Raw genomic sequence first — 22320 nt, 5'->3', positions numbered from 1 at the left:
AGGTTTGTATGCGTATCGGCACGCTATTGACGGGATTTTTTCTCATGCCGTATTTATTTGGATTTGTAGACGCCTCCAGGATGCAATCCATCTTTCAGCTCGGCGTCGCCATCTGTCTTGCATACCTGGTGGCCGGCCCTGAAATTTTGAAGATCGTCGCCCTGCGCCTAAGGCGCCTGCAGAAACTGAACGGCATACTCGATGTCCTGATCAGTGAAGGCGGCAACAGCGAGGACATCGCCGCACGCAAGTTCCTGGTGCATACGACCGAGGGTCATCTCAAGGCTGCTGCCGATGCCGTGGTGCCGACCAATGCCTCCACCAGCCTCTTCTACGCTTGCCTTGCGAGCCTTTTCTTTGCCGGACTTGTCTACTCCTCGTTCTTCAGCGAGATGCCGATGGCCGTTGCCGTCCTCTCGCTGCTGCTCGTGGCGGTCGCGCTCTTCATGGATCCCTACCGGGTCTGGCGCAGTGCAAAGAAGTTCGAGGCTTTCGCCGACCGCATCCAGCGCGTGCTGAATACGATGCCCTCGCATGAGGGCAGCCAGACCGCCACGCTGAGGGTGAAGGCCGCTTCCGCAATCGTCTCCAAGCTGCGACGCGACCAGCAGACGATCGACGAGGCGATCCGCAACCTCGACCAGCTTTTCAGCGCATAGGCTCTCAACCGCCGCCTCGTTCGGGCGGCCCGCTACGGAGCCTGCGCCTCCGTGCCTTGGTGAAACCCGGCTCAGGGTTGATATGGCCCTTGCTGGACAAGGCCATGCATATACTCGAGCTTTGTGACGACAGCCGGGGAAAGCACGAAGGGATAGGAATCCGGCTGCCCCATGCTGTGCTGTATGCTGTTGATTGCGACGCTGAGCGGTATCCACGCTTCGACAAGCTGCGCTGCATTCGTTGCACGATAGGGATCGAAATCGACTTCCGCCGCCATTCCCTCGTGACCACGGACGTCGATGGCAATGCCGAATGCGCGCGCCATTTCCAGGGTATCCACGATGTGGAGGTAGTGCGCGAAACATTCCGCAAAATCCTCCCAGGGGTGGGCGCTGGCATAGGCGCTGATGAAATTCAGCTGCCAGCCCTGTGCAGGGCCGTTGTCATAGTAGAACTGCAGGGCGGAGCCATAATCCAGCCGCTCGTCGCCGAAGACGACACGAAACGCATCGAAGGCGTTCCGGTCGCGCACCAGCTTGTTCCAGACGAAGTGACCCGTCTCGTGGCGGAAATGCCCGAGCAGAGTGCGGTACGGCTCGTTCATCGAGGTGCGCGCCTGCTCTCGCGTCAGGTCGTCGGCCTCCGCGGCGCGGATCGCGATGAGGCCCTCCTCATGGCCGGTCATGGCGGGCATGATGCTGCCGTCACTGCCGATCTCATCCTCGAGGAAGTCGAAAACGAGGCCGCCCTGCGGATCCTGCTCGCGGTTGGGAATCGGGATGCGCAGGCGCAGCAGCGAATAGAAGAGATGCCTTTGCGCCTGACCGATGCGGCGCCAGCGAGAGAGACCTTCGTCGGTGCCGGTGTTGGGCACCAGCCGATTGTGTCGGCAAGCGACGCAGAACTCGTGGGGATCGTCCGTCGCTACCAGCCAGTTGCAGATATCGAGCGCGGCATTGGCGCAGAAGCGTACGGTGCTTTGCGGCGCACCAACGATACGCCACTGGTTGTCGCTGTCGATCTCCACCGCATGCATGGCAAGCTGTTCCGTCACGAAGCCCAGCCGATGGCCGCAGCGAACGCATTGCCGGTTGTCGAAGTGCAGCACTTGGCCACAGTGATCACAGGCGAATAGCCGCATGACCTGTCATCCCAAAACAACGTTGAAAATCAAAAAGCCTGCCGCGCAAGATCGCGCGACAGGCCGAATCCCAGACCCCGAATTATAGGGTTAGAGGCGGTCAACCGCACCCTTCAACTTGTCCTTGGCTTTTCCCTGCGCCACCTGAACCTTGCCCTTGGCCTCCTGAACGGCACCCTTTGCGCGAAGTTCGTTATTGTCGGTAGCCTTGCCGGCGGCCTTCTTGGCCTTGCCTGCCACCTGGTTTGCTGCTCCGGAAATCTTGTCGCTTGTGCTTCCCACTGTCACGTCTCCTATTCATCCAGGCGAACCCGATTGTCCGGCCTTTCAGGGAGGAAACGATACTTGCGGAATTTCGTTCCCGAGCAGGGCTCAGGCGTGACCGGCCTGCGGCGACAGCATCGCCGGCGTCACGCCCATCGAGGCGAGGACGCGGTCATACTTGGCCTCGAGGCATCGGTCGAAGATGAGGTCCTCGCTCGCGGCGCAATTCAGCCAGCCATTGTTGGAGACCTCGCCCTCCAGCTGCCCCGAGCCCCAGCCGGCATAGCCGAGCAGCATGGTCGCCCGCTTCGGACCGCCGCCCTTGGAGATGGCGCGCACGATATCCAGCGTGGCTGTCAGGCAGATATCGTCGCTGACCGGAATGCTGGAGTCGCTGAGGTAGTCGTCGGAATGCAGCACGAAGCCGCGGCCACTTTCGACGGGGCCACCGGTCTGAATCGGAAAATCGCGCGCCCCCTTCGGCAGAAGGATCGCATCGTCGTTCTTGATCATATCGAGATGGAGCAGGACGTCCGTAAAGGTCAGGTTCTGCGGACGATTGATGACGAAGCCCATCGCACCTGCATCCGAATGGGCGCAGATATAGACGACCGTGCGTGCGAAGTTGATGTCGGCCATGCCCGGCATGGCGATCAGGAACTGGCCATCCAGAAAACCGCGTTCCTGCCTATTTTTCAGAGCAGATAAAGACATCGCGCCTCCTCGCTGCCGGATCACGGTCAACTGTGCCAGGAAGAAAAATTCTCGCCTTCACACGTTAAAGATGGGGCAATGTCCGAGATCAATCAACTGAAAATGATCAATTATATGACATCACCTTCTGGCTGTTGAACAAGTGATTGTTTAAACCCTTGTTCCATGATCATATTTTCTTCCACAACCCGCCTCTGGATATGCCTTGCCGCCGCCTTCGCCGGCCTCTTCGTGCTGGCTGGAAGCGCCGCGGCTGCGACCAGCGAATGGGCCGTGAACGAGGGTGGCCGCATGCGCCTCGTCGCCCTCCCCCCGGACGCTGCCGGAAAGGTTCGCGCCGGCTTGCAGATAGAGCCGCTCCCCGGCTGGATCACCTATTGGCGCGAACCGGGAAACAACGGCATTCCCCCACAGATCACCGTGGCTCCCGACAGCGGAGTTTCGCTTACGAACATATCCTATCCCGTGCCGAAGCATATCTCGCAGGACGGCATAAGCGATATCGGATACGACGGAGCGGTCACGCTGCCGCTCGAGTTCACCGAGGCTCGACCGGGCGGTGCGGCGGCACTGAAGGTCACCGCCTTCATCGGTCTCTGCAAGCAAATCTGCATTCCTTTCCAGGCGGAGCTTTCCCTGAAGCTGCCCGAGGCCGCCCAATCCATGCCGGAGGAAGAGGCCATTCTCCAGGCGGCGACGGCGGCACTGCCCGCCAACCCGGCGCCTGATTTCAAGGTACTCGCCCATTCGCTTTCGCCCGACGGCAAGCATCTGTCGCTGAAGCTCGCCCTGCCGCAACAAGGTGCGGCGAAACCGGATGTCTTCGTCACCGGGCCGAGTGGCTATCTCTTCTGGGCACAGAAGGATACCAAGCTCGATGCCGGCGTCTACGAGACGGATATCACGATCGGCAAGCTGCCGAAGAACTACGACCCGAAAGGCAAGACATGGGGTCTGCTCGTCGTCGACGGCAGCCGCTCCATGGAGACTACCCTTGCCTTTGACTAGCGGGATTTTATAGTCGCCACAGCGGCCGGCTTTCCGCCGTCCATCAGCATACAAAAGGAGATCCCCATGACCATCGCGATCGGCGACAAGCTGCCTGCTGCCACCTTCAAGGAAAAGACGGCCGACGGCCCGACCGAGATCGGTACCGAGCAGCTGTTCAAGGGCAAGCGCGTCGTGCTCTTTGCGGTTCCCGGCGCGTTCACGCCCACCTGTTCGCTCAACCATTTGCCCGGCTATCTTGAGAACCGGGACGCGATCCTTTCCAAGGGCGTCGACGACATTGCCGTGCTGGCCGTCAACGACTGGCATGTCATGGGCGCCTGGGCGCAATCGTCCGGCGGCATGGGCAAGATCCATTTCCTGGCTGACTTTGACGGTGCCTTCACAAAGGCCCTTGGCCTTGACGTCGACCTTTCTGCCGGCGGCCTCGGCGTGCGCTCGAAGCGGTATTCGATGCTCATCGAGGACGGCGTGGTGAAGTCGCTGAACATCGAGGAGAGCCCCGGACAGGCGACCGTCTCCGGCGCGGCCGCGATGCTGGAACAGCTCTGAGCAAAGAGCGATCACACTGACGAGCGCCCCAGGTTGACCTTGGGGCCTTGTCTTTCAATCCGGTCGGCCCTCGCGCGGCACGCGCCGGGACCTGCGGCAAAGGCCGCAACTCAGGCTTTATAAGCTCGAACAGTTTCTCACGTTATTTCACAAGCCGCTCGCGGAGACTTGTGCGAGCCTGCGTTCATGGGCCGTTGCGCGCGCCGCTGTCGCGCGAACATGAGTGGTTTTGAAATCGGCCGTGAAGAATTGAGGCAGGCCATGAGAGCTTCGGGGGTTCCCAACAACGTCGAACCGGCGGTCCGCACCGACAAGGTCGTTCCGGAACATGTGCCAGCACCGCCGTCGAACGCGCAGGACGCCCCCCCTCCTGCCCAAGGCTCCCTGAGGCGCGCGCTCATTCCGGTCATTGCAACGACGCTCGTCGTCGGCCTGGCGGTTGCTGCCCTGCTGAATTGGGACGAGTGGCTGGCAAGCTGGCCAACACAAACCACTGATGACGCGCAGGTAGCGGCAGACGTGTCCACGCTCAGCGCGCGGGTCAGCGGCAATATTCGCGTGCTTGGCGTCGATGACTATGCTGCCGTCAAGAAAGGACAGCTGATCGCGGAGATCGACCCCGACCAGTACGATGCCGCCGTCAGACTCGCTTCCGCAAATGTCGATGCCGCCAAAGCAAGCCTCGACAATCTGCATAACCAGGAGCTGCTGCAGTCCGCCGTGATCGACTCTGCCAATGCTCAGCATGATGCCGCGATCGCCCAGGAAATCCAGGCGCGCGAGGAGGCGGAGCGCCAGGAGAGACTGGGCGGCGCGACCTCGATACAGAATCTGCAGCAGGCGGAGGCCGCGCACCTGGAAGCGCAGGCGTCGGTAACCTCCACGGCAGCGAACATCGAGCAGCAGAAGGCACAGCTCAAGGTGCTGCAGGGGCAGGAAGGCACGCTCAAGGCGGCGCTCGACGCGGCGCGGGCGAACCTGGACAATGCGTTGCTGCTGCAGGGCTATTCGCGTATCTACGCGCCCTTCGACGGTGTCGTAGGCCTCAATCTCGTGCATGTGGGAGATTATGTCGGCGTCGGCACCAGCGTGATCTCCGTCGTGCCCATTTCCAGCCTCTACGTGGCGGCGAATTTCAAGGAAACCCAACTTGAACGCATGAAGCCAGGCAGCATTGCCGAGATACACATCGACACCTATCCCGGGCAGACGCTCACCGGCAAGATCGTCGGCCTCTCACCGGCAAGCGGCGCCGTCTTCGCCCTCCTGCCGCCCGACAACGCTACCGGCAACTTCACGAAGGTCGTGCAGCGACTGCCGATCAAGGTTGTATTCGACCCCGGCCAACCGCTTGTATCCAGGCTGCGCGCCGGGCTCTCCGCCGAGGTAACGGTGCGCACGCCCGCCGACGTAGAAGGCGGAGGGCTGAAATGAGCAAGATCGCGTCCGTCGGCCCGCTTACCAACGGCGTCAACACCAACCATCCGCTTCTGGTCGTCGGCGCCATGCTGCTTGCTGCCTTCACGGTCGGCTTCGATACCCGGGTCTTCCTTGTCGGACTCGCCGATCTCAGGGGCATGTTCGGCCTCAGCTTCGACCAGGGCGCATGGCTCGCGAGCTTCGCGTCGGCACCGCAGATCCTGATCGCCCCGGCGGTTGCCTGGCTTGTTACCGTCTTCGGCATTCGGCGGATAATGGTCATACCCTGCTTCGTCTATGCGGTCATATCGCTGCTCATTCCCTTCGTGCACGGCCTCGGACCGCTGATTGTGCTGCATGTCATGCGCGCGCTGCTGCTCGGCACCTTCATTCCCGCGACGATCATGATCACCTTCCGCAACCTCGAACCGCGCTACTGGCTGATCGGCCTGGCGATCTATTCCCTGCGCCTGCCGCTCTCCCAGAGCGTCGGTGTTTTCCTGGTGGGCGTGTATACGGAATATTTCGGGTTGCAGTGGCTCTACTGGCAGGATGTCTTCATAGCTCCGCTGATCGGATTGCTCATCTTCCTTGGTGCGCCGCGTGAGCCGATCGACCACACGCTGCTGGCGCGCGCCGACTGGGGCGGCATGCTGCTCCTCGGGGCTTCGATGGGACTGATCTACATCGGGCTGGATCAGGGGAAGCGCCTCAACTGGTTCCAGTCAGGTACCGTGACCGCGCTGATTGCCGCCGGTCTCCTGCTCGCCGTGGGCTTCTTCATCAACGAGTCCCTTGTGCGCTACCCCTGGGCGCATATCAGTGTCCTTCTGTCGAGAAACGTCGCCCTCGGCTATGGCGCGATCGTTGCCTTCATCCTTGCGAGCATCACCTCCTCGAGCCTCGTGCCAGGCTATCTGGAGACCGTCGTCGGGCTGCGACCGATACAGATCGGCACGTTCTATATCCCGGTTGCCATTCTGCCCCTCTTTCTCTTCGCTGCGCTCGCCACGCTGACGCTTCGTTTCTTCGATGTGCGGGTCGGCCTTATGATCGGCTTCACCGCACTCGCCGTTTCGTCCTTCATGGCTATCCGCATAACGGGCCTCTGGGCGCTCCAAAACTTCCCGATCATCATGATGCTGCAGATGCTTGGCCAGGCGTTCGCTCTCCTGTCCGCAATCGTGATGATCGTTGCGAATTCCGATCCCAAGCGATCCACTGCCAACTCGGCCTACATCCAGGTGGTCCGATTGGGCAGCGCCGAACTCGCCGTAAGCCTCATCAATACCCTGGTGAACAAGCGGGAACAGTTTCATTCCAATGTCATAGGCAGCTACGTCACCCAATCGGCGCCCCCGACGCAGGATGTATTGTCGAAACTGGCGGAGACCTTTCACCCCTTCTCCCTGATGGCCGATGCTGCTGCGACCGCAACGCTTTCCGGCCTGGTTCGCGCGCAGGCCACCATTCTCGCCTATTCAGATTGCTTCCTCATCTCCTTCTGGGCAGGCGTTGCCGGCCTTGTGCTCGTCGCCCTTATGGTCAGCACGCCGCAAGGTCCGTTGAGTCCGTCCGGGCATCCCGTTGCCAAGGCCGTTCCGCAGCCCAACTGAAACCGACAAACCGGCTTCCCAGCAATCAAACGCGCCTCCCGATCATCGGCGGAAGGCCGTCTCCGCCTTCTTTTCGCCATAATCGATCAGCTAATTGTGAGTGCGTTATGTTATTACATTAATTTTTCGAGAGATTCGATGCCGCCGTCCAGCGACCGCTTTTCTACCTCCGTCATGGGCAGTTCTGCGTTCTATCGCATCGCGCTTGCTGCGATCGTCATTGGTCTTCTCTGGATGGCCATCCACTGGGCCGTCCTGCTGCCATGAGCGCTCCCGCCCTCAGACTCAGAAACGTCACTGTCGCCTATGACCGGCACCCGGCCGTCCACCACATATCCGGGACCTTCCTGCCGGGCAGCCTCACAGCGATCGCGGGACCGAACGGGGCAGGAAAATCGACCCTGCTGAAAGCCATCACGGGGGAACTGCGTCCGGTGGAAGGCACGATCGACCGCAACCGGTTGTCGCGCACGGATTTCGGCTATCTGCCGCAGGCCGCGGACATCAACCGGCGCTTTCCGATCTCTGTCGCGGATACGATCCTTCTCGGGGCATGGAAGAATTCCGGGGCATTCGGCGGCGTCTCCCGGGCCGAATACCTGAAGGCTCAGGACGCGCTTTCGGCCGTCGGGCTGGAAGGTTTCGAGAAAAGGCATGTAGGCTCGCTCTCCGCAGGGCAGTTCCAGCGCGTGCTTTTCGCCCGCCTGCTGCTGCAGGACGCGAAGGTGATCCTGCTCGACGAGCCTTTCACCGCCATCGATGCCCGCACCACCCGGGATCTTCTCGACATCATCGCCCGCTGGCACGGTGACGGCCGGACGGTGATCGCGGTGCTGCACGACTTCGAGCAGGTGCGCTCGCACTTTCCCGAAACCCTTCTTCTTGCCCGCGAACTCGTCGCCTGGGGCCGCACCGGCGAAGTGCTTTCACCCGCCAACCTGCTGCGCGCACGCGCCATGGCTGAAAGCTGGGACCGGGATGCCACGGTCTGCGAGCCGAAAGCGGAGCCGGCGGCATGATGGTCTACGACATCCTCGTCGCGCCGTTCGTGGAATACGGCTTCATGCGCCGCGCGCTCGTCGCCTGCCTCTGCCTCGGCCTCGGTTCCGGTCCCATCGGCGTATTCCTCATGCTTCGCCGCATGAGCCTCGTCGGCGATGCCATGAGCCATGCCGTGCTTCCCGGCGCCGCCATCGGCTACCTCATCGCGGGCTCGCTGTCACTGACGGCGATGGGCCTCGGCGGCCTCGTCGCAGGTCTCTCGGTCGCCCTCCTTTCCGGCATCGTGAGCCGCGCGACCGTGCTGCAGGAGGATGCGAGCTTCGCCAGCTTCTATCTGACCTCACTGGCGCTCGGCGTATTGATCGTCTCCCTGCGCGGGTCGAACATCGACCTCCTGCATGTGCTGTTCGGCACGATCCTCGCGATCGATGCGCCCGCGCTCTATCTCATCGGCGCGATCACCTCGCTGACGCTCGCAGCACTCGCCCTCATCTACCGGCCGCTGGTTGCCGAATGCTTCGATCCCGGCTTCCTGCGCGCCGTGGGTGGCCGGGGTCCCGCCTATCATTTCCTCTTCCTGCTGCTCGTCGTGCTCACTCTCGTCGCGAGCTTCCAGGCACTCGGCACGCTGATGGCAGTCGGGCTGATGATGCTGCCGGCGGCGATCTCCCATCTCTGGTCGCGCAGCCTGCCGGCGATGATGCTGATCGCCGCCGGGAGCGCTGGCTTCTCCGGCTATGTCGGGCTCGTCGCCTCCTATCACCTCGAATTCGCGTCAGGCCCGACGATCATCATGACGGCGAGCCTGCTCTACTGCCTCTCCATTCTCTTCGCACCCGCCGGTGTCGTCTGGCGCCTCTTTCCCCGCTCGCACCTTGCGGGCTAACCCAAGGAGATTCCCATGCCTTACCGCAAACTGCTCTTTTCGGTCGCACTCCCTGCCCTGCTCGTCGTTGCCGCGGGACCGGCCTCGGCCGAGACGCTGAAGGTCGTCGCGTCGTTTACCGTGCTTGCCGACGTCGTCAAGCAGGTGGGTGGCGACCATGTCGAGGTCGCGAGCCTCGTCGGCCCCAATGGCGACCCGCATGAATTCGAGCCCTCACCGACCGACGCCAAGAACCTGAATGCGGCCCGTGTCACCTTCGTCAGCGGCGAGGGCCTGGAAGGCTGGATGGATCGGCTGATCAACGCCTCCGGTTACAAGGGAACCCCGGTAACCGTCTCCGAAGGCATCAAGACGCGCACGATGGAAGAGGATGGCAAGACCGTCACCGACCCGCATGTCTGGAACAGCCCGGTCAACGTGAAGGTCTGGGTCGCCAATATCGAGAAGGCCCTCTCCGCCGCCGATCCCGCGGACGCCGCAGCCTTCAAGGCCAATGCCCAACGCTACACCAAGACGCTTACTGACCTCGACGAATATGCACACCAGAAATTCGACAGGATTCCCGACGACCGGCGCAAGGTGCTGACCAGCCACGACGCCTTCGGTTACTTCGGCCGCGAATACAACGTCGCCTTCCTGTCGCCGGTCGGCTTCTCCACGGAGACGGAGGCTTCAGCGGCAGACGTCGCCAAGCTGATCGACCAGATCAAGTCGGAGCATGTAAGGACCTACTTCTTCGAGAACTCGAACGATCCGCGCCTCGTGAAGCAGATCGCGCAGGCGACCAGTGCCGAGCCCGGCGGCGAACTCTACGTCGAATCGCTTTCGGAAGCCGGCGGACCGGCGCCGAGCTATGCGAAGATGTTCAAATACAATGTCGATCAGCTTGCAGCCGCGATGGCGAAATCAAGCTGAGGCATGAGGGGCGGGCCGCATTTCTGCATGCGGTCCGCTGCCCCCGGCCCTCACATCGCGAGATCGAAGACAAGAAGTCCTGCAAGCCCGCCATCGGACAGCGAAATCAGCCGCTCGCCGGCAGCGACATGCTCCGGGTGGACGAGATAGGCATCTCGCGCCTCGGCGTTTTCGAAGGTCACGGCAAAGCCGTCGACGAAACCGCCGTGCAGACCCTCGGGCGAAACGTTGGGCCCGTATTTGACATCCAGAATGCCGGGAACCACCTGTTGCAAGGCAACTATGGCCGCAAAGGCGGCCTGTTTCTCGACCTGTGTGACCGCCGCCTTGAAGCGCAGGAACACGCAATGCAGGATCATTCGTCACCTCCCTGTTTTTCGGGCAGCATAGTGGGAATGCGTCGCGGGACAAGGCCGATGCGCGACTTATGCGCAGTCCGTTGTGTTCGAAGCTCTAGCCGATTTCCAGCAGCAGCGGCCGATGATCCGAGACCTCCGGCTGCTCAACGACCTCGAAACGTGACACCGTGACATCCGCTGTTGCCAGCATGTAGTCCGCAAATCGGCCCGGCTTGCTGTAGTGGGAGGTCCGGGTGTCCGTATGGCCGCGAGAGGTTATGAGATCGATGAGGCCGAGCTTTCCCAAGGCCTCGAAGGTCACGCTGTCGGGCAGGACATTCAGATCGCCGCAGACGACCAGTCTTTCGCCGGGGCGCCAGAGGCGCTCGACGAGATCGACCAGGGCGTCCGCCTGTGCGCGCCGCGCCGGCGTGTCGGCCTTGCCGTCGATGTCCCGCAGGCCGTGCAGCTGGGCGACGGTGACGGGAAACCCATGCTCGTAACTGAAGAGACGCAGGCAATGGGCATTGCGCGAGCGGGGATGCGCGCCCCACCCATCCGGCGAAAACCCGCCATGCACGAAATCCTGCGCCTGGCCGATCACCGGCAGTGACCGACGAACGAATGTCGCAAGGCCGAATTCGGACGAAACCACCCGCTCTCCGTCGTAGAGGTCGCCGCGCGCAGTCGGCGCGAAATACGCATCATGCGCCGGAAGCAGCGCTCGAACCTCCTCGAAGAGATTGGCGCGTTGCGGCAGTTCGAGCCCGCGGTCGCGATAGACGAGCCAGCCGGTCTCCCCGGCATCGGAGCGCGTTACCTCCTGCAGACAGAGCACGTCGGCATCGAGGGCCGCAAGATAGGGCATCAACGTTTCATGCAGCCTGCCGCCCCAGGCATTCAACGATACGATGCGCAACACTGCCTCCCTACCGCTTCTTGAACGGTTCCATTCCCTTGCGCGCCAGCTCGTCGGCGCGCTCATTCTCCGGATGGCCGGCGTGACCCTTGACCCAGTGCAGCGTCACTTCATGCTTGTTGCGGGCCTCCTCGAGAGCCTGCCAGAGCTCGGCATTCTTCACGGGCTTCTTGTCGGCGGTCTTCCAGCCGTTTCGTTTCCAGCCGTGGATCCACTTGGAAATGCCGTCCTTCACATAGACGCTGTCGGTGTAGAGATCGATCTTGCAGGGCTCCTTCAGCGCGCCGAGGGCAGAAATCGCCGCCATGAGCTCCATGCGGTTGTTGGTAGTAAGCGCCTCGCCGCCGAACAGTTCCTTTTCGACGTCGCCGTAGCGCAGAACGGCTCCCCATCCGCCAGGTCCGGGATTGCCGGAGCAGGCGCCATCGGTGAAAATATCGACATGCTTCATCGGCGGCGCAGCCCGTATTCGGCGCTCGAGGTCACCTGGCGGTGGAAGCGCAGCTTGCGGAGATATTCGAGCGGATCCTTCTTGGTGACGAGCGCCCCTTCCGGCGTCATCAGCCAGTCGTAGAGACGGGTCAGGAAGAAGCGCAGCGCCGAGCCGCGCGCAAGGATCGGCAGGGCAGCGATCTCTTCCTCGCTCAGCGGACGCACGCTCTGGTATCCTTCCAGCATGGTGATGCCTTTGGTGATGTTGTAGGCGCCATCCTTCTCGAAACACCAGGCATTGAGGCAGACCGAGACGTCATAGGCAAGCTGGTCGTTGCAGGCGAAATAGAAGTCGATGAGCCCCGAAAGCTCGTCGCCCAGGAAGAAGACATTGTCCGGGAAGAGGTCCGCATGGATGACGCCTGCCGGCAGATGCCGCGGCCAATGCGCCGTCAGGAACTCGAGCTCTCCGCCGATCTCGTCCTGCAGGCCGGGCTCCACCTCGTCGGCTCGCGCCGCGGACTTTTCCCAGAGCGGTCCCCAGCCTTCCAGCGAAAGCGCGTTCGGCCGCTGCAGCGAAAAATCCTGGCCCGCAAGATGCATGTGCGCCAGGGCCTTGCCCACCTCGCGGCAATGCTTTGCCTCAGGCTTTCTCAGCCACATGCCCTCCAGGAAGGAGATGAGTGCTGCGGGTCGGCCGGAAAGCGTGCCGAGCAGCGCGCCATCACGCCGCGCGAGCGGCAGCGGGCAGGACAGCCCGCGCGAGGCGAGATGCTGCATCAGCCCTAGGAAGAACGGCAGGTCGCCCTTCTCCACGCGCTTCTCATAGAGTGTCAGGATCAGCGGGTCCTTGCTGGTATGCAGCAGGAAGTTCGAGTTTTCGACGCCCTCGGCGATGCCCTTGTAGGAAAGCAGGGTGCCAACGTCGTACTCCGTCAGGAACCACTTCAAATCGTCTTCTGAAATATCCGTATAGACCGCCACGAATCCGTTCCGCCAATGCCATGTTGAATCAGGCGCAACGCCCGGACATCCGCTATAGCCTCGGGAGCCTGACGCCGCAATTGCCTCGCTGGATCGGCCGTTCGGATGCCGACCCGCGTTTTATCCGTTGACGAATGCCATGTCGGCCGCCGTCAGCTCGATTTGGCGCAGTTCGCGGTTGACGAGGAAGTTTTCGGTCTCCTGAACCGTCTCGGCAAGCTCGACGCTGGCATCGAAACGCGCGCGGAAAGCCTCGATGATTTCGTTCACGATGACCTCCGGAGCCGATGCGCCGGCGGACAGGCCGAGCGTCGATATCTCGCCGATCTCGTTCCAGTCGATCTCCGAGGCGCGCTGCACGAGAATGGATCTCTTCGCACCGGCCCTCGAGGCCACCTCGACGAGGCGCTTGGAATTCGAGGAATTCGGTGCACCCACAATGATGAAGAGGTCGCAGCCGGGAGCTGCCTGCTTCACCACTTCCTGGCGGTTCGTCGTGGCATAGCAGATCGAATCCGCAGCCGGAGCGGTAAGATTGGGAAAGCGTTCCTGAAGGCGCGCGATCACGCCAGCCGTGTCGTCCACTGAAAGCGTCGTCTGCGTGACATAGCCGAGGTTATCCGGGTCGAGCGGAACATAGGCATCGACGTCCTCGACGGTCTCGATCAGCGAAACGGACCCCTCAGGCAACTGGCCCATGGTGCCGATCACCTCCGGATGGCCGGCGTGCCCGATCAGGACGACGTGACGGCCAAGGCGATTGTGACGCATCGCCTGCTTGTGGACTTTTGAGACCAGTGGGCAGGTCGCGTCGAGGTAGAAGAGGTTGCGCGTCTGCGCATCTGCCGGCACCGACTTCGGCACGCCATGGGCGGAAAAGACGACCGGCTGGGCGCGATGCTCCGCCGGGATCTCGTCCAGTTCCTCGACGAAGACGGCACCCTTGGCTTCCAGCCCCTCGACGACGTAGCGGTTGTGCACGATCTCGTGGCGCACATAAACCGGAGCGCCATACGCCTTCAGCGCCAGGACGACGATCTGGATCGCGCGGTCGACGCCGGCGCAGAAGCCGCGTGGCCCGCAGAGCCGGATTGTCAGGGGTGGTTTCGAAACCGCAATATTCATGTCTTGTCCGCGAAGAGGAAGCGATGCCGTTGCTCTAGCCCAATATGGTGAGGAATTGAAGCAATTCTATTCCTCCGGCCATCGGCGTCTGCGCATCATGGAAAGGACGACGATGACGACGAGCACCGCCGCCAGCCCATACCATGTGAAAGCATATTGAAGGTGATTGTTGGGCAGGTCGATCTGGGTGACGCCTCCGACCGGCAATCCCCCTGGATTGGCTCGATTGTCGGCATCGACGAAGAAAGGCAGGACGCGGGCCTTCTCGAGGCCGACGCTCTGCGCCATCACATCTAGGTCCTTCCAGTAGAAGATATTCTTGGCGACGTCATTGTCGGGCACCAGCCAGGAAGGCTTTGCCGGAAGCCGTGCCCGGGCGAGCCCGGTCACGGCCTGTTCGCCGGTCAGCTGGCCGTCGCTGCGCGTACCCGCCTCCTTCCTTTCGAAGGGAACGAAGCCACGGTTGACGAACAGGAAACGCCCGTCGGGAAGCTCGAGCGGCGTATAGACATAATAGCCGGTCTCGCCGTTCCACGTTGCGAAGAAGTGCCGCTCCCTGTCGTTGTCGTAGCGGCCCGTCGCGGAGACGATACGGTATTCGATGTCTCCACCATCCGCCGACAGCTTCTCGATCTCCGCAAACGGAACCGGCGCAGCCGCGAGGCGCTCGCCGATATTGGCGAGCAACGCTTCCTTCCAGTGAAGGCGCTCCACCTGCCACGTGCCGAGCGAAAGGAGGATGGCAAGTGCGGCGAGGACGGCAATACCGGTGACGATACGCCGGCCGCCGGACCTCGAAGCCGGCTTCGACAAGTCAGTCACTGAGGCGTCCTTCGCTGGCATTGTGGCGATACTGGAGTGCGATGAAGATGCCCTTGCACCAGCGGAGGGACAGTAACGAGAGCACGATCGTCAGCGGCGCGAACAGCAGGAGATGCACCCAGATCGGCGGCCCATAGCTTGCCTGCAGCCAAAGCACGAGCCCGATGACGATGAAACCGACGATGAGAATGACAAAGACCGCCGGCCCGTCGCCTGCGTCGGCAAAGGAATAATCAAGACCGCAGCTTGCGCAGGAGGGCTTCACCGACAGCACGCCGCTGAAGAGCTGACCGACCCCACAACGCGGGCAGCAGCCTTTCAATCCGGTCTTCACCGGATCGACGGGTGGAAAAACAGCTGTGTCATTTCTCATGCAAAATCCCGATGGAGGCGATTTCACGCAGGGCCGCCCTAACTCTCCCATAAAGTATCCGCAGGGCGAAAGGAAATACCTGCGCGATTTCGTCTCGGCGATTCGCGCCAAACAGAAAAAGAAACATGATGAATAATGACAATGCCGGACAGATCGTGATCCTGAACGGTGCGCCGCGCAGCGGCAAGACAACGGTCGCGAGGGCGATCCAGCAGCAGCTTGAAGGCCCGTGGATAAATCTTGGTGTGGACAGCTACAACGCCATGCTGCCCGCGCAGTATCTGCCAGGCATCGGCCTGCGTCCTGGCGGTGAACGGCCGGATCTCGAAGAGTTGGTGCTCTTTCTCTATGCCGCGCTCTACGAATCGATCGCGATCCATGCGGGCCTCGGCCTCAACGTCGTTGCCGACCTTGGCCACCATGACAACTACTCCCAGCCCTACGGCATCCTCGCCGATTGTGCCCGACGGTTGGAAGGCCTTCCCGTGCTCTTCGTTGGCGTGCGCTGTCCACTCGATGTCATTATGGCGCGGCGGGAGAATGCCGAGCCGGGGCGCGAGGAACTCTATGTCAAGGCGAGCCCAGAGACGCCGGTGCCCGAGGCCGTGAGACGCTGGCAGGAAGAAGTACATAAGCCGGGTATCTATGACCTCGAGGTGGACACCTCGATCTTGACACCCTCCGAATGCGTTGAAGCTATCCGCCGTAAGCTCGACGGCGAGATCTCCAGACCCACAGCCTTCGAACGGATATTGAACCTACGATGAAAAACGGGCGCCGTCGGCGCCCGTTTTTTATTCGATCCCAGGCAAACTCAGCCCGCGGCGATCGGCGCTCCCCAGCCGCCCCACACGTAGATGGAGAAGAAGAGGAACAGCCAGACGACGTCGACGAAATGCCAGTACCAGGCGGCGGCCTCGAAGCCGAAATGCTGCTTCGGCGTGAAATCACCGGCGATGGCGCGCAGGAGGCAGACCAGCAGGAAGATCGTTCCGATCAGCACGTGGAAACCGTGGAAGCCGGTCGCCATGAAGAAGGTGGCGCCGTAGATCGAATTCCTGAACTCGAACGGGGCGTGGGCATATTCGTAGGCCTGTACGCTGGAAAACAGGATGCCGAGCAGCACTGTCAGAACCAGACCCTGGATCAGCCCCTTGCGATCATTGTGCAGCAGGGCATGGTGGGCCCAGGTAACCGTCGTGCCGGAAAGCAGCAGGATCACGGTGTTGTAGATCGGCAGGTGCCACGGATCGAGCACCTCGATGCCCTTCGGCGGCCATTGGCCACCGGTGAAGGCAACTCGCGATGCCTGGATGGCTTCGTGCGGATAAAGGCTCGCGTCGAAATAGGCCCAGAACCACGCCACGAAGAACATCACCTCGGAGGCGATGAACATGATCATGCCGTAGCGCAGGTGAAGGGAGACGACCGGCGTGTGGGCGCCCTCGTGGGCCTCCTTCACCGTGTCCGACCACCAGCCGTACATGACGTAGAGGATCAGGGCGAGACCGATGAAGAACAGCCAGGGATGCGCCCACTCTATGCCCAGCAGATGCAGCGATCCGCCGTTGATGTAGCGCATGAAGCCGACGCCACCGAACGTGATGATGAACGCGCCGATGGAAGCGAGCAGCGGCCACGGGCTGGGGTCGATGATGTGGTAGTCGTGATTTTTCTGATGAGCATCGGCCATATGGAAATCCCCGGTGTCTTCCTTCTCCGTCTCCGGCGCGGCCGGAAACGATCCTCAATCAAAGTTTCTTTTCAATTTCTGCCGTTCCGTCCGCTTTCGAAGCCACCGGCTTCGGTCCCTCTTTCGGATAGAACGTATATGACAGCGTGACCGTATGGATATCCTTTGATTCCACGGCCTTGACTATATCCGGATCGATGTAGAAGACGACCGGCATTTCAAGTTTCTCGCCCGGCTTCAGGTCGGTTTCGTTGAAGCAGAAGCACTGGACCTTGTTGAAATAGGCTCCCGCCTCGCCCGGCGTCACGTTGAAGATGGCCTGGCCGCGCTGGACTTCGTTCGAGCGGTTCTCGGCAACGAAATTGACCTGGATGGTTTCGCCGATGCGCGGATTGACCTCGCGCTCGACCGGCTTGAATTCCCATTGCAGGCCTGATGCGACATTGGCGTCGAAGGTTACGCGCATCGTGCGATCGAGCACGACCGAGGATACCTGGTCGACGCGCTGCGTCGTGCCGTTGTAGCCGGTCAGCTGGCAGAACATGCGATAGAGCGGGACGGCCGCATAGCTCATCGCGCCCATGCCGAAAACGAAACTCAGGCACATGGCGACAACCGCGCCGTTGTTCCTTCCCGTCCTCTTCGATGCCTCCCCCATCTCGGTCATCTCGATCACCCGTGCCCGACGCCGAGCTTGATGATCGTGATCGCGTAGAACAGGGCGACCAGGGCGGCGAGAACCAGGCCGAGGGCGATATTGCGGCCGCGGCGGGACTTCTTCTGCTTTTCGGTAAGGGTGACAAGATCCATCAGAACAGGCCTCCCGTGCCAGTCATCAGCAAGTATGCCAGGCGATCCAGCATCAGCGCCGAGAAGACGGCAAAGAGATAGAAAATCGAAAATGCAAACAGCTTCTTTGCCGGAACCATCTTCGGATCGCCATCCGGCATCCGCCGGACGGCGATGGAACAGTATATGAAGACCGCTCCGAGCAGCGCCGCAAGAATCCCGTAGCCGACGCTCGCAAAGCCGAGGATGGCCGGAACGACGGCGACCACTGCCGTCAGCACGGCATAGAGCACGATCTGGTTCTTGGTGGTGCGCTCGCCGGAGACATTCGGCAGCATCGGCACGCCGACGGCTTCGTAGTCCTTCATCTTGAAGAGCGCGAGGGCCCAGAAATGCGCGGGCGTCCACAGGAAAATGATGAGGAAGAGCACGATGCTCTCGATCGTGACCGTTCCCGTCACGCAGGCCCAGCCGATCATCGGCGGGAAGGCGCCCGCCGCACCGCCGATCACGATGTTCTGCGGCGTCGAACGCTTCAGCCACATCGTGTAGATGACGACGTAGAAGAAGATCGTGAAGGCCAGCAGGAAGGCGGTGAACCAGCTGATTGCAAGGCCGAGGATGACGACGGAAAAGCAGGAGAGCACGAGACCAAAGGCCAGCGCTTCCTTCGCCAGGATGCGCCCGGCTGGAATGGGACGGCGCGCCGTGCGGGTCATGACGGCATCGATATCGGCATCGTACCACATGTTCAGCGCGCCGGAGGCGCCCGCACCGATCGCGATGCAGAGGATGGCTATGAAGCCGAGCACCGGATTGATGTGGCCGGGAGCGAGTACGAGCCCCGCGAAGGCGGTGAAGACGACCAGCGACATCACGCGCGGCTTCAGGAGCTCGAAATAATCACGCGCGCTCGCTTCCGAAAGGCGCATCTCGCCCTCGTCCGGAAGTGCTTCGTGATTGCCTATGACCGTCATTAACCTGTCCTGTCTTATTGCCGGGCGCCGCATCGATGTGCGGCGCCCGAACTGCAATGCATCTTACCGGATGCGGGGAAGCTGTTCCCACTGATGGTAAGGCGGCGGCGAAGGCAGCTGCCATTCGAGCGTCGTCGCACCCGGGCCCCAAGGATTGTCGCCAGCAACACGCTTCCTTGCGAAGGCTTCCCATACGCCGAAGAGGAAGATGATGACGCCGAAGAACGAAATGTAGGAGCCGATCGACGACACGTAGTTCCAGCCCGCAAACGCGTCCGGATAGTCGATGTAGCGACGCGGCATGCCGGCAAGGCCGAGGAAATGCTGCGGGAAGAACACGAGGTTCACGCCGATGAACATGACCCAGAAATGCAGGTTGCCGATCGTCTCGTTGTACATGTAGCCGCTCATCTTCGGGAACCAGTAGTACCAGGCCGCGAAGATGGCGAAGACCGCGCCGAGCGAGAGAACGTAGTGGAAGTGAGCCACGACGTAGTAGGTGTCATGCAGCGAGCGGTCGAGGCCGGCATTGGCGAGCTGAACACCCGTGACGCCGCCGACCGTGAACAGGAAGATGAAGCCGATCGCCCAGATCATCGGCGTGCGGAACGTGATCGAGCCGCCCCACATCGTCGCGATCCAGGAGAAGATCTTCACGCCCGTCGGAACGGCGATGACCATCGTGGCGAAGACGAAGTAGCGCTGCGCATCGAGCGACAGACCGACCGTGTACATGTGGTGCGCCCACACGACGAAGCCGACTGCACCGATCGCCACCATCGCATAGGCCATGCCGAGATATCCGAAGATCGGCTTGAGCGAGAAGGTGGAGACGATGTGGCTGACGATGCCGAAGCCCGGCAGGATCAGGATGTAGACTTCCGGATGACCGAAGAACCAGAACAGGTGCTGGTAGAGGATCGGGTCGCCGCCGCCCTCAGGCGCGAAGAAGGTCGTGCCGAAATTGCGGTCGGTGAGCAGCATGGTGATGCCGCCTGCCAGGACCGGCAGCGAGAGCAGCAGCAGGAAGGCGGTGATCAGGACGGCCCAGGCGAAGAGCGGCATCTTGTGCAGCGTCATGCCCGGAGCGCGCATGTTCAGGATCGTCGTGATGAAGTTGATCGCGCCGAGGATCGACGAGGCACCGGCAATGTGGAGCGCGAAGATCGCGAGATCCACCGCCGGGCCGGGCGTGCCCGATGTCGATAGCGGCGGATACAGCGTCCAGCCGCCGCCGGCGCCGTAAGCCCCTGCCGGGCCTTCGACGAACATCGAGAGGATGAGCAGCAGGAAGGCCGGAACGATCAGCCAGAAAGAGATGTTGTTCAGGCGCGGAAAGGCCATGTCCGGCGCACCGATCATGATCGGCACCATCCAGTTGGCGAAGCCGCCGATCATCGCCGGCATCACCATGAAGAAGATCATGATAAGCGCATGCGCGGTCGTGAACATGTTGAACATCTGCTTGGCGCCGTCGATGGCGGCATCGCCCTCATAGCCGTAGACCATGGCAGCCAGACCGTGGAAGATCTGGATACCCGGCTCCTGCAGCTCCATGCGCATGGCGACGGAAAGCAGGCCGCCGATGATGCCGGCGATGATCGCAAAGATCAGGTATAGGGTGCCGATGTCCTTGTGGTTGGTCGAGAAGAACCAACGGTTGACGAAGCTCGGCTTGTGGTCGTGATGGTCGTCATGCGCATGCGCGTCATGAGCGTGGTGATCATGAGAATGATCGTCGTGAGCGGAAGGTCCAGCCATTGTCCCGATCCCCTAATCTTACTTTGCGACGTTGTCAGCGACGTCGACGGTCTTTGCCGGACCATCGGCAGCGGCGATGAGAGCCTTGTAGGCGCCGGGCAGATCGGAAGCGGCGCTTGTCAGCCACTGCTTATACTTATCCTCGGAAACCACACGGATGGCAATCGGCATGAACGCGTGATCCTTGCCGCAGAGCTCGGAACACTGGCCATAGAAAAGGCCCTCGCGCTCGGCACGGAACCAGGTCTCGTTGAGGCGTCCCGGCACGGCGTCGATCTTCACGCCGAAGGACGGCATGGCGAAGGCATGGATGACATCCGTCGGAGCGGAAGTCACGAGCACGCGCACCGTCTTGTTCACAGGCAGGACGAGCTCGTTGTCGACCGCAAGCAGGCGCGGATAGACCGAACGGTCCTCCTTGCCGGCGGCAGCACGGTCGGCATCCTTCAGCAGGTAGGAATCGAAGGCGAGCGGGCTATCGCCGGTGCCTTCATACTCATAGTTCCACTGCCACTGGGTGGCGGTGGCCTTGATGGTCACATCAGGATTTTCGGGAAGGGTGAGCTGTGCGGTGAGGAGATTAAAGGAGGGCACAGCGAGAAAGAGAAGCACGAGAACCGGGCCGACCGTCCACATGACCTCGATCACCGTGTTGTGGCTCGTCTTCGAGGGCACAGGGTTTGCGCTGGCGCGGAAACGGTAACAGACGACAAGCAGAAGGACGAGAACGAGCAGCGTGATCGGAACGATGAACCAGAGCGTATACTGCTCGAACCAACGGATTTCACGCATGATCGGCGTGGCCGCCGGCTGCAACGTCGCCTGCCACGGCATCGGCTGATCAGCCAAGCTGCCGGAAGCAGAAAGCAGACAGACCAGCGCGGCCAGAGCTGCAAAAGCCTTCTTAAACACTATTAATCTCCCTCAAGCGCCGGACATGCATCATATCAAAGCGCAGAATCCCGACTATTCCCAGCGCTTCAAACCACAGATCGGTGTCCATCGCAACAGGCCAAAGCAATTGTCTATGCGGCATTTTTGCACAAATACATGCACCTCGCCCGCAGCAAACATATCAAGTTTTTCATCATCATACGAAAATTGCCTCGTGCGTCGACGAACACCCGCCCTGCAATGGCCGGTGGAAGGTCCTATTTCTGCCGCACTCAATTGGAATTAGCCTCAGGGCTTTTCATTTTCGCGCGCGGGCATCAAAAATAGCGGCACTGATTCGAATTCTAGAGGTTTCCATGGGTTTTCGTTCCCTTGCGCGCTCCAGTTTGCTTGCTGCCAGCCTGGTAGCGGCCGCGGCGTCGCCGGTATTCTCCCAGCAGCCAGCGCCTGCGCCCGCACCGACACCGGCTCCCGCGCCAGCCCCAGCGCAGACACAGCAGGCCCGCCCCACCCAGCCGCAGCAGGCGCCCGGAACTGTTCGTTCCAGCCACGGCGCATGGTCGGTCGTCTGCGACAAGCCGGCCGGCGCCTCGGCGGAACAATGCGCCCTGATGCAGAACGTCATCGCCGAGGATCGGCCGGAGGTCGGGCTTTCGGTCGTGGTCCTCAAGACGGCCGACCGTAAGTCGAAGATCCTGCGCGTGCTCGCGCCGCTCGGCGTTCTCCTGCCGAACGGCCTCGGCCTCAATGTCGACGGCAAGGATATCGGCCGTGCCTACTTCGTGCGCTGCTTCTCGGACGGCTGCTACGCCGAGGTGGTGCTCGAGGACGAGCTCCTGAAGACGCTCCGCAGCGGCGCGCAGGCGACCTTCATCGTCTTCCAGACGCCGGAGGAAGGCATCGGCATCCCGGTCGACCTCAAGGGCTTCGCGGACGGGTACGACGCACTGCCGTAATGCCGCGTGGGGCTTGCTCCCGTGCGGCAAGAGACCTACATGCGCTTTCAGGCATTTTGCTTCGGCGCAAGCGCCTGCCC

The 22320-nt window shown here is 61.6% G+C and carries 27 protein-coding genes; 11 read left to right on the top strand and 16 right to left on the bottom strand.

Features of this window, described 5'->3' with window-relative positions; all coding sequences use genetic code 11:
* Positions 1–80 precede the first annotated feature (80 nt).
* Positions 81–659 (top strand): hypothetical protein, encoded by a 579-nt coding sequence (locus tag EV286_RS02420; RefSeq protein WP_132955405.1) that lies wholly within the window; start codon positions 81–83, stop codon positions 657–659.
* Between the two features lie 71 nt (positions 660–730).
* Here EV286_RS02420 and EV286_RS02415 read toward each other — a convergent pair whose 3' ends face one another.
* The 3 genes from EV286_RS02415 to EV286_RS02405 all read right to left on the bottom strand — a co-directional run bounded on the left by EV286_RS02415 (position 731) and on the right by EV286_RS02405 (position 2779).
* On the bottom strand, positions 731–1801 hold the full coding sequence (locus EV286_RS02415; RefSeq protein WP_132955404.1) for a putative zinc-binding metallopeptidase: 1071 nt from the start codon (positions 1799–1801) through the stop codon (positions 731–733).
* 90 nt (positions 1802–1891) lie between these two features.
* Positions 1892–2083, bottom strand: a complete 192-nt coding sequence (locus EV286_RS02410) for a CsbD family protein (protein WP_132955403.1) — start codon at positions 2081–2083, stop codon at positions 1892–1894.
* A gap of 90 nt (positions 2084–2173) precedes the next feature.
* Positions 2174–2779, bottom strand: coding sequence for a YqgE/AlgH family protein (locus tag EV286_RS02405; RefSeq protein ID WP_132955402.1), 606 nt, complete (start codon positions 2777–2779; stop codon positions 2174–2176).
* A 165-nt stretch (positions 2780–2944) separates the two neighbouring features.
* Here EV286_RS02405 and EV286_RS02400 point away from each other — a divergent pair, with 165 nt between their 5' ends.
* The 8 genes from EV286_RS02400 (at position 2945) to EV286_RS02370 (ending at position 10177) form a co-directional block, all read left to right on the top strand.
* The gene (locus EV286_RS02400) at positions 2945–3787 is read left to right on the top strand and encodes a protein-disulfide reductase DsbD domain-containing protein (protein ID WP_132955401.1); all 843 of its coding nucleotides are present in this window, start codon (positions 2945–2947) and stop codon (positions 3785–3787) included.
* A 66-nt stretch (positions 3788–3853) separates the two neighbouring features.
* Positions 3854–4339, top strand: coding sequence for a peroxiredoxin (locus EV286_RS02395; protein WP_132955400.1), 486 nt, complete (start codon positions 3854–3856; stop codon positions 4337–4339).
* Between the two features lie 261 nt (positions 4340–4600).
* Positions 4601–5773 (top strand): HlyD family secretion protein, encoded by a 1173-nt coding sequence (locus EV286_RS02390; protein ID WP_132955399.1) that lies wholly within the window; start codon positions 4601–4603, stop codon positions 5771–5773.
* On the top strand, positions 5770–7374 hold the full coding sequence (locus EV286_RS02385) for an MFS transporter (protein WP_132955398.1): 1605 nt from the start codon (positions 5770–5772) through the stop codon (positions 7372–7374). Before EV286_RS02390 ends, EV286_RS02385 begins: the two co-directional genes overlap by 4 nt.
* Positions 7375–7512: 138 nt before the next feature.
* Positions 7513–7641, top strand: a complete 129-nt coding sequence (locus tag EV286_RS32725; RefSeq protein WP_281041072.1) for a hypothetical protein — start codon at positions 7513–7515, stop codon at positions 7639–7641.
* Positions 7638–8393: an ABC transporter ATP-binding protein gene (locus EV286_RS02380; protein ID WP_132955397.1), complete on the top strand. Its 756-nt coding sequence runs from the start codon at positions 7638–7640 to the stop codon at positions 8391–8393. The genes EV286_RS32725 and EV286_RS02380 overlap by 4 nt, the downstream gene beginning before the upstream one ends.
* On the top strand, positions 8390–9262 hold the full coding sequence (locus EV286_RS02375) for a metal ABC transporter permease (protein WP_132955396.1): 873 nt from the start codon (positions 8390–8392) through the stop codon (positions 9260–9262). Before EV286_RS02380 ends, EV286_RS02375 begins: the two co-directional genes overlap by 4 nt.
* Positions 9263–9277: 15 nt before the next feature.
* Positions 9278–10177 carry a zinc ABC transporter substrate-binding protein gene (locus EV286_RS02370; protein ID WP_132955395.1) on the top strand — a complete coding sequence of 300 codons (900 nt, stop codon included), beginning with the start codon at positions 9278–9280 and terminating at the stop codon, positions 10175–10177.
* Between the two features lie 50 nt (positions 10178–10227).
* Here EV286_RS02370 and EV286_RS02365 read toward each other — a convergent pair whose 3' ends face one another.
* From EV286_RS02365 to EV286_RS02335, 7 genes are all read right to left on the bottom strand, one after another.
* Positions 10228–10536: a Dabb family protein gene (locus tag EV286_RS02365; RefSeq protein ID WP_132955394.1), complete on the bottom strand. Its 309-nt coding sequence runs from the start codon at positions 10534–10536 to the stop codon at positions 10228–10230.
* Positions 10537–10630: 94 nt separating this feature from the next.
* Positions 10631–11434 carry an endonuclease/exonuclease/phosphatase family protein gene (locus EV286_RS02360; protein ID WP_132955393.1) on the bottom strand — a complete coding sequence of 268 codons (804 nt, stop codon included), beginning with the start codon at positions 11432–11434 and terminating at the stop codon, positions 10631–10633.
* A gap of 10 nt (positions 11435–11444) precedes the next feature.
* Complete coding sequence (gene rnhA, locus EV286_RS02355; protein WP_132955392.1) at positions 11445–11885, bottom strand: ribonuclease HI; 441 nt, start codon at positions 11883–11885, stop codon at positions 11445–11447.
* Positions 11882–12850, bottom strand: coding sequence for a homoserine kinase (locus EV286_RS02350; protein ID WP_132955391.1), 969 nt, complete (start codon positions 12848–12850; stop codon positions 11882–11884). Before EV286_RS02350 ends, rnhA begins: the two co-directional genes overlap by 4 nt.
* A 120-nt stretch (positions 12851–12970) precedes the next feature.
* Positions 12971–13975: a 4-hydroxy-3-methylbut-2-enyl diphosphate reductase gene (ispH, locus tag EV286_RS02345; RefSeq protein WP_132955390.1), complete on the bottom strand. Its 1005-nt coding sequence runs from the start codon at positions 13973–13975 to the stop codon at positions 12971–12973.
* Between the two features lie 66 nt (positions 13976–14041).
* Positions 14042–14818 (bottom strand): SURF1 family protein, encoded by a 777-nt coding sequence (locus EV286_RS02340; RefSeq protein WP_207909714.1) that lies wholly within the window; start codon positions 14816–14818, stop codon positions 14042–14044.
* A complete protein-coding gene (locus EV286_RS02335; RefSeq protein ID WP_132955388.1) occupies positions 14790–15170 on the bottom strand; it encodes a DUF983 domain-containing protein in 381 nt (126 codons plus the stop codon). The genes EV286_RS02340 and EV286_RS02335 overlap by 29 nt, the downstream gene beginning before the upstream one ends.
* 125 nt (positions 15171–15295) lie before the next feature.
* Here EV286_RS02335 and EV286_RS02330 point away from each other — a divergent pair, with 125 nt between their 5' ends.
* Positions 15296–15937, top strand: a complete 642-nt coding sequence (locus EV286_RS02330) for a chloramphenicol phosphotransferase (RefSeq protein ID WP_132955387.1) — start codon at positions 15296–15298, stop codon at positions 15935–15937.
* A 47-nt stretch (positions 15938–15984) separates the two neighbouring features.
* Here EV286_RS02330 and EV286_RS02325 read toward each other — a convergent pair whose 3' ends face one another.
* The 6 genes from EV286_RS02325 to coxB all read right to left on the bottom strand — a co-directional run bounded on the left by EV286_RS02325 (position 15985) and on the right by coxB (position 21302).
* Complete coding sequence (locus tag EV286_RS02325) at positions 15985–16863, bottom strand: cytochrome c oxidase subunit 3 (protein WP_132955386.1); 879 nt, start codon at positions 16861–16863, stop codon at positions 15985–15987.
* Positions 16864–16921: 58 nt separating this feature from the next.
* Positions 16922–17530 carry a cytochrome c oxidase assembly protein gene (locus EV286_RS02320; RefSeq protein ID WP_132955385.1) on the bottom strand — a complete coding sequence of 203 codons (609 nt, stop codon included), beginning with the start codon at positions 17528–17530 and terminating at the stop codon, positions 16922–16924.
* A 5-nt stretch (positions 17531–17535) separates the two neighbouring features.
* The gene (locus tag EV286_RS31845; protein ID WP_165932765.1) at positions 17536–17673 is read right to left on the bottom strand and encodes a hypothetical protein; all 138 of its coding nucleotides are present in this window, start codon (positions 17671–17673) and stop codon (positions 17536–17538) included.
* Positions 17673–18629 carry a heme o synthase gene (locus tag EV286_RS02315; protein WP_132955384.1) on the bottom strand — a complete coding sequence of 319 codons (957 nt, stop codon included), beginning with the start codon at positions 18627–18629 and terminating at the stop codon, positions 17673–17675. The genes EV286_RS31845 and EV286_RS02315 overlap by 1 nt, the downstream gene beginning before the upstream one ends.
* A gap of 63 nt (positions 18630–18692) precedes the next feature.
* Positions 18693–20390: a cytochrome c oxidase subunit I gene (ctaD, locus tag EV286_RS02310; protein WP_132955383.1), complete on the bottom strand. Its 1698-nt coding sequence runs from the start codon at positions 20388–20390 to the stop codon at positions 18693–18695.
* Between the two features lie 18 nt (positions 20391–20408).
* Positions 20409–21302: a cytochrome c oxidase subunit II gene (gene coxB / locus EV286_RS02305; RefSeq protein ID WP_132955382.1), complete on the bottom strand. Its 894-nt coding sequence runs from the start codon at positions 21300–21302 to the stop codon at positions 20409–20411.
* 314 nt (positions 21303–21616) lie between these two features.
* On the opposite strand from coxB, the gene EV286_RS02300 reads away from it, so the two are divergent.
* Positions 21617–22240, top strand: coding sequence for an invasion associated locus B family protein (locus EV286_RS02300; protein ID WP_207909722.1), 624 nt, complete (start codon positions 21617–21619; stop codon positions 22238–22240).
* Positions 22241–22320 lie beyond the last annotated feature (80 nt).

Source organism: Rhizobium sp. BK251 (genome assembly GCF_004345245.1).
GTDB lineage: Bacteria > Pseudomonadota > Alphaproteobacteria > Rhizobiales > Rhizobiaceae > Rhizobium.
The sequence above is the reverse complement of the archived record's forward strand: the minus strand, read 5'-3'. Positions and strand labels throughout refer to the sequence as shown.

Coding starts and splice junctions, on each gene's coding strand:
- EV286_RS02420 (WP_132955405.1), top strand. CDS start 81: ATGCAATCCATCTTTCAGCTCGGCGTCGCCATCTGTCTTGCATACCTG.
- EV286_RS02415 (WP_132955404.1), bottom strand. CDS start 1,801: ATGCGGCTATTCGCCTGTGATCACTGTGGCCAAGTGCTGCACTTCGAC.
- EV286_RS02405 (WP_132955402.1), bottom strand. CDS start 2,779: ATGTCTTTATCTGCTCTGAAAAATAGGCAGGAACGCGGTTTTCTGGAT.
- EV286_RS02400 (WP_132955401.1), top strand. CDS start 2,945: ATGATCATATTTTCTTCCACAACCCGCCTCTGGATATGCCTTGCCGCC.
- EV286_RS02395 (WP_132955400.1), top strand. CDS start 3,854: ATGACCATCGCGATCGGCGACAAGCTGCCTGCTGCCACCTTCAAGGAA.
- EV286_RS02390 (WP_132955399.1), top strand. CDS start 4,601: ATGAGAGCTTCGGGGGTTCCCAACAACGTCGAACCGGCGGTCCGCACC.
- EV286_RS02385 (WP_132955398.1), top strand. CDS start 5,770: ATGAGCAAGATCGCGTCCGTCGGCCCGCTTACCAACGGCGTCAACACC.
- EV286_RS32725 (WP_281041072.1), top strand. CDS start 7,513: ATGCCGCCGTCCAGCGACCGCTTTTCTACCTCCGTCATGGGCAGTTCT.
- EV286_RS02380 (WP_132955397.1), top strand. CDS start 7,638: ATGAGCGCTCCCGCCCTCAGACTCAGAAACGTCACTGTCGCCTATGAC.
- EV286_RS02375 (WP_132955396.1), top strand. CDS start 8,390: ATGATGGTCTACGACATCCTCGTCGCGCCGTTCGTGGAATACGGCTTC.
- EV286_RS02370 (WP_132955395.1), top strand. CDS start 9,278: ATGCCTTACCGCAAACTGCTCTTTTCGGTCGCACTCCCTGCCCTGCTC.
- EV286_RS02365 (WP_132955394.1), bottom strand. CDS start 10,536: ATGATCCTGCATTGCGTGTTCCTGCGCTTCAAGGCGGCGGTCACACAG.
- rnhA (WP_132955392.1), bottom strand. CDS start 11,885: ATGAAGCATGTCGATATTTTCACCGATGGCGCCTGCTCCGGCAATCCC.
- ispH (WP_132955390.1), bottom strand. CDS start 13,975: ATGAATATTGCGGTTTCGAAACCACCCCTGACAATCCGGCTCTGCGGG.
- EV286_RS02340 (WP_207909714.1), bottom strand. CDS start 14,818: ATGCCAGCGAAGGACGCCTCAGTGACTGACTTGTCGAAGCCGGCTTCG.
- EV286_RS02335 (WP_132955388.1), bottom strand. CDS start 15,170: ATGAGAAATGACACAGCTGTTTTTCCACCCGTCGATCCGGTGAAGACC.
- EV286_RS02330 (WP_132955387.1), top strand. CDS start 15,296: ATGATGAATAATGACAATGCCGGACAGATCGTGATCCTGAACGGTGCG.
- EV286_RS02325 (WP_132955386.1), bottom strand. CDS start 16,863: ATGGCCGATGCTCATCAGAAAAATCACGACTACCACATCATCGACCCC.
- EV286_RS02320 (WP_132955385.1), bottom strand. CDS start 17,530: ATGACCGAGATGGGGGAGGCATCGAAGAGGACGGGAAGGAACAACGGC.
- EV286_RS31845 (WP_165932765.1), bottom strand. CDS start 17,673: ATGGATCTTGTCACCCTTACCGAAAAGCAGAAGAAGTCCCGCCGCGGC.
- EV286_RS02315 (WP_132955384.1), bottom strand. CDS start 18,629: ATGACGGTCATAGGCAATCACGAAGCACTTCCGGACGAGGGCGAGATG.
- ctaD (WP_132955383.1), bottom strand. CDS start 20,390: ATGGCTGGACCTTCCGCTCACGACGATCATTCTCATGATCACCACGCT.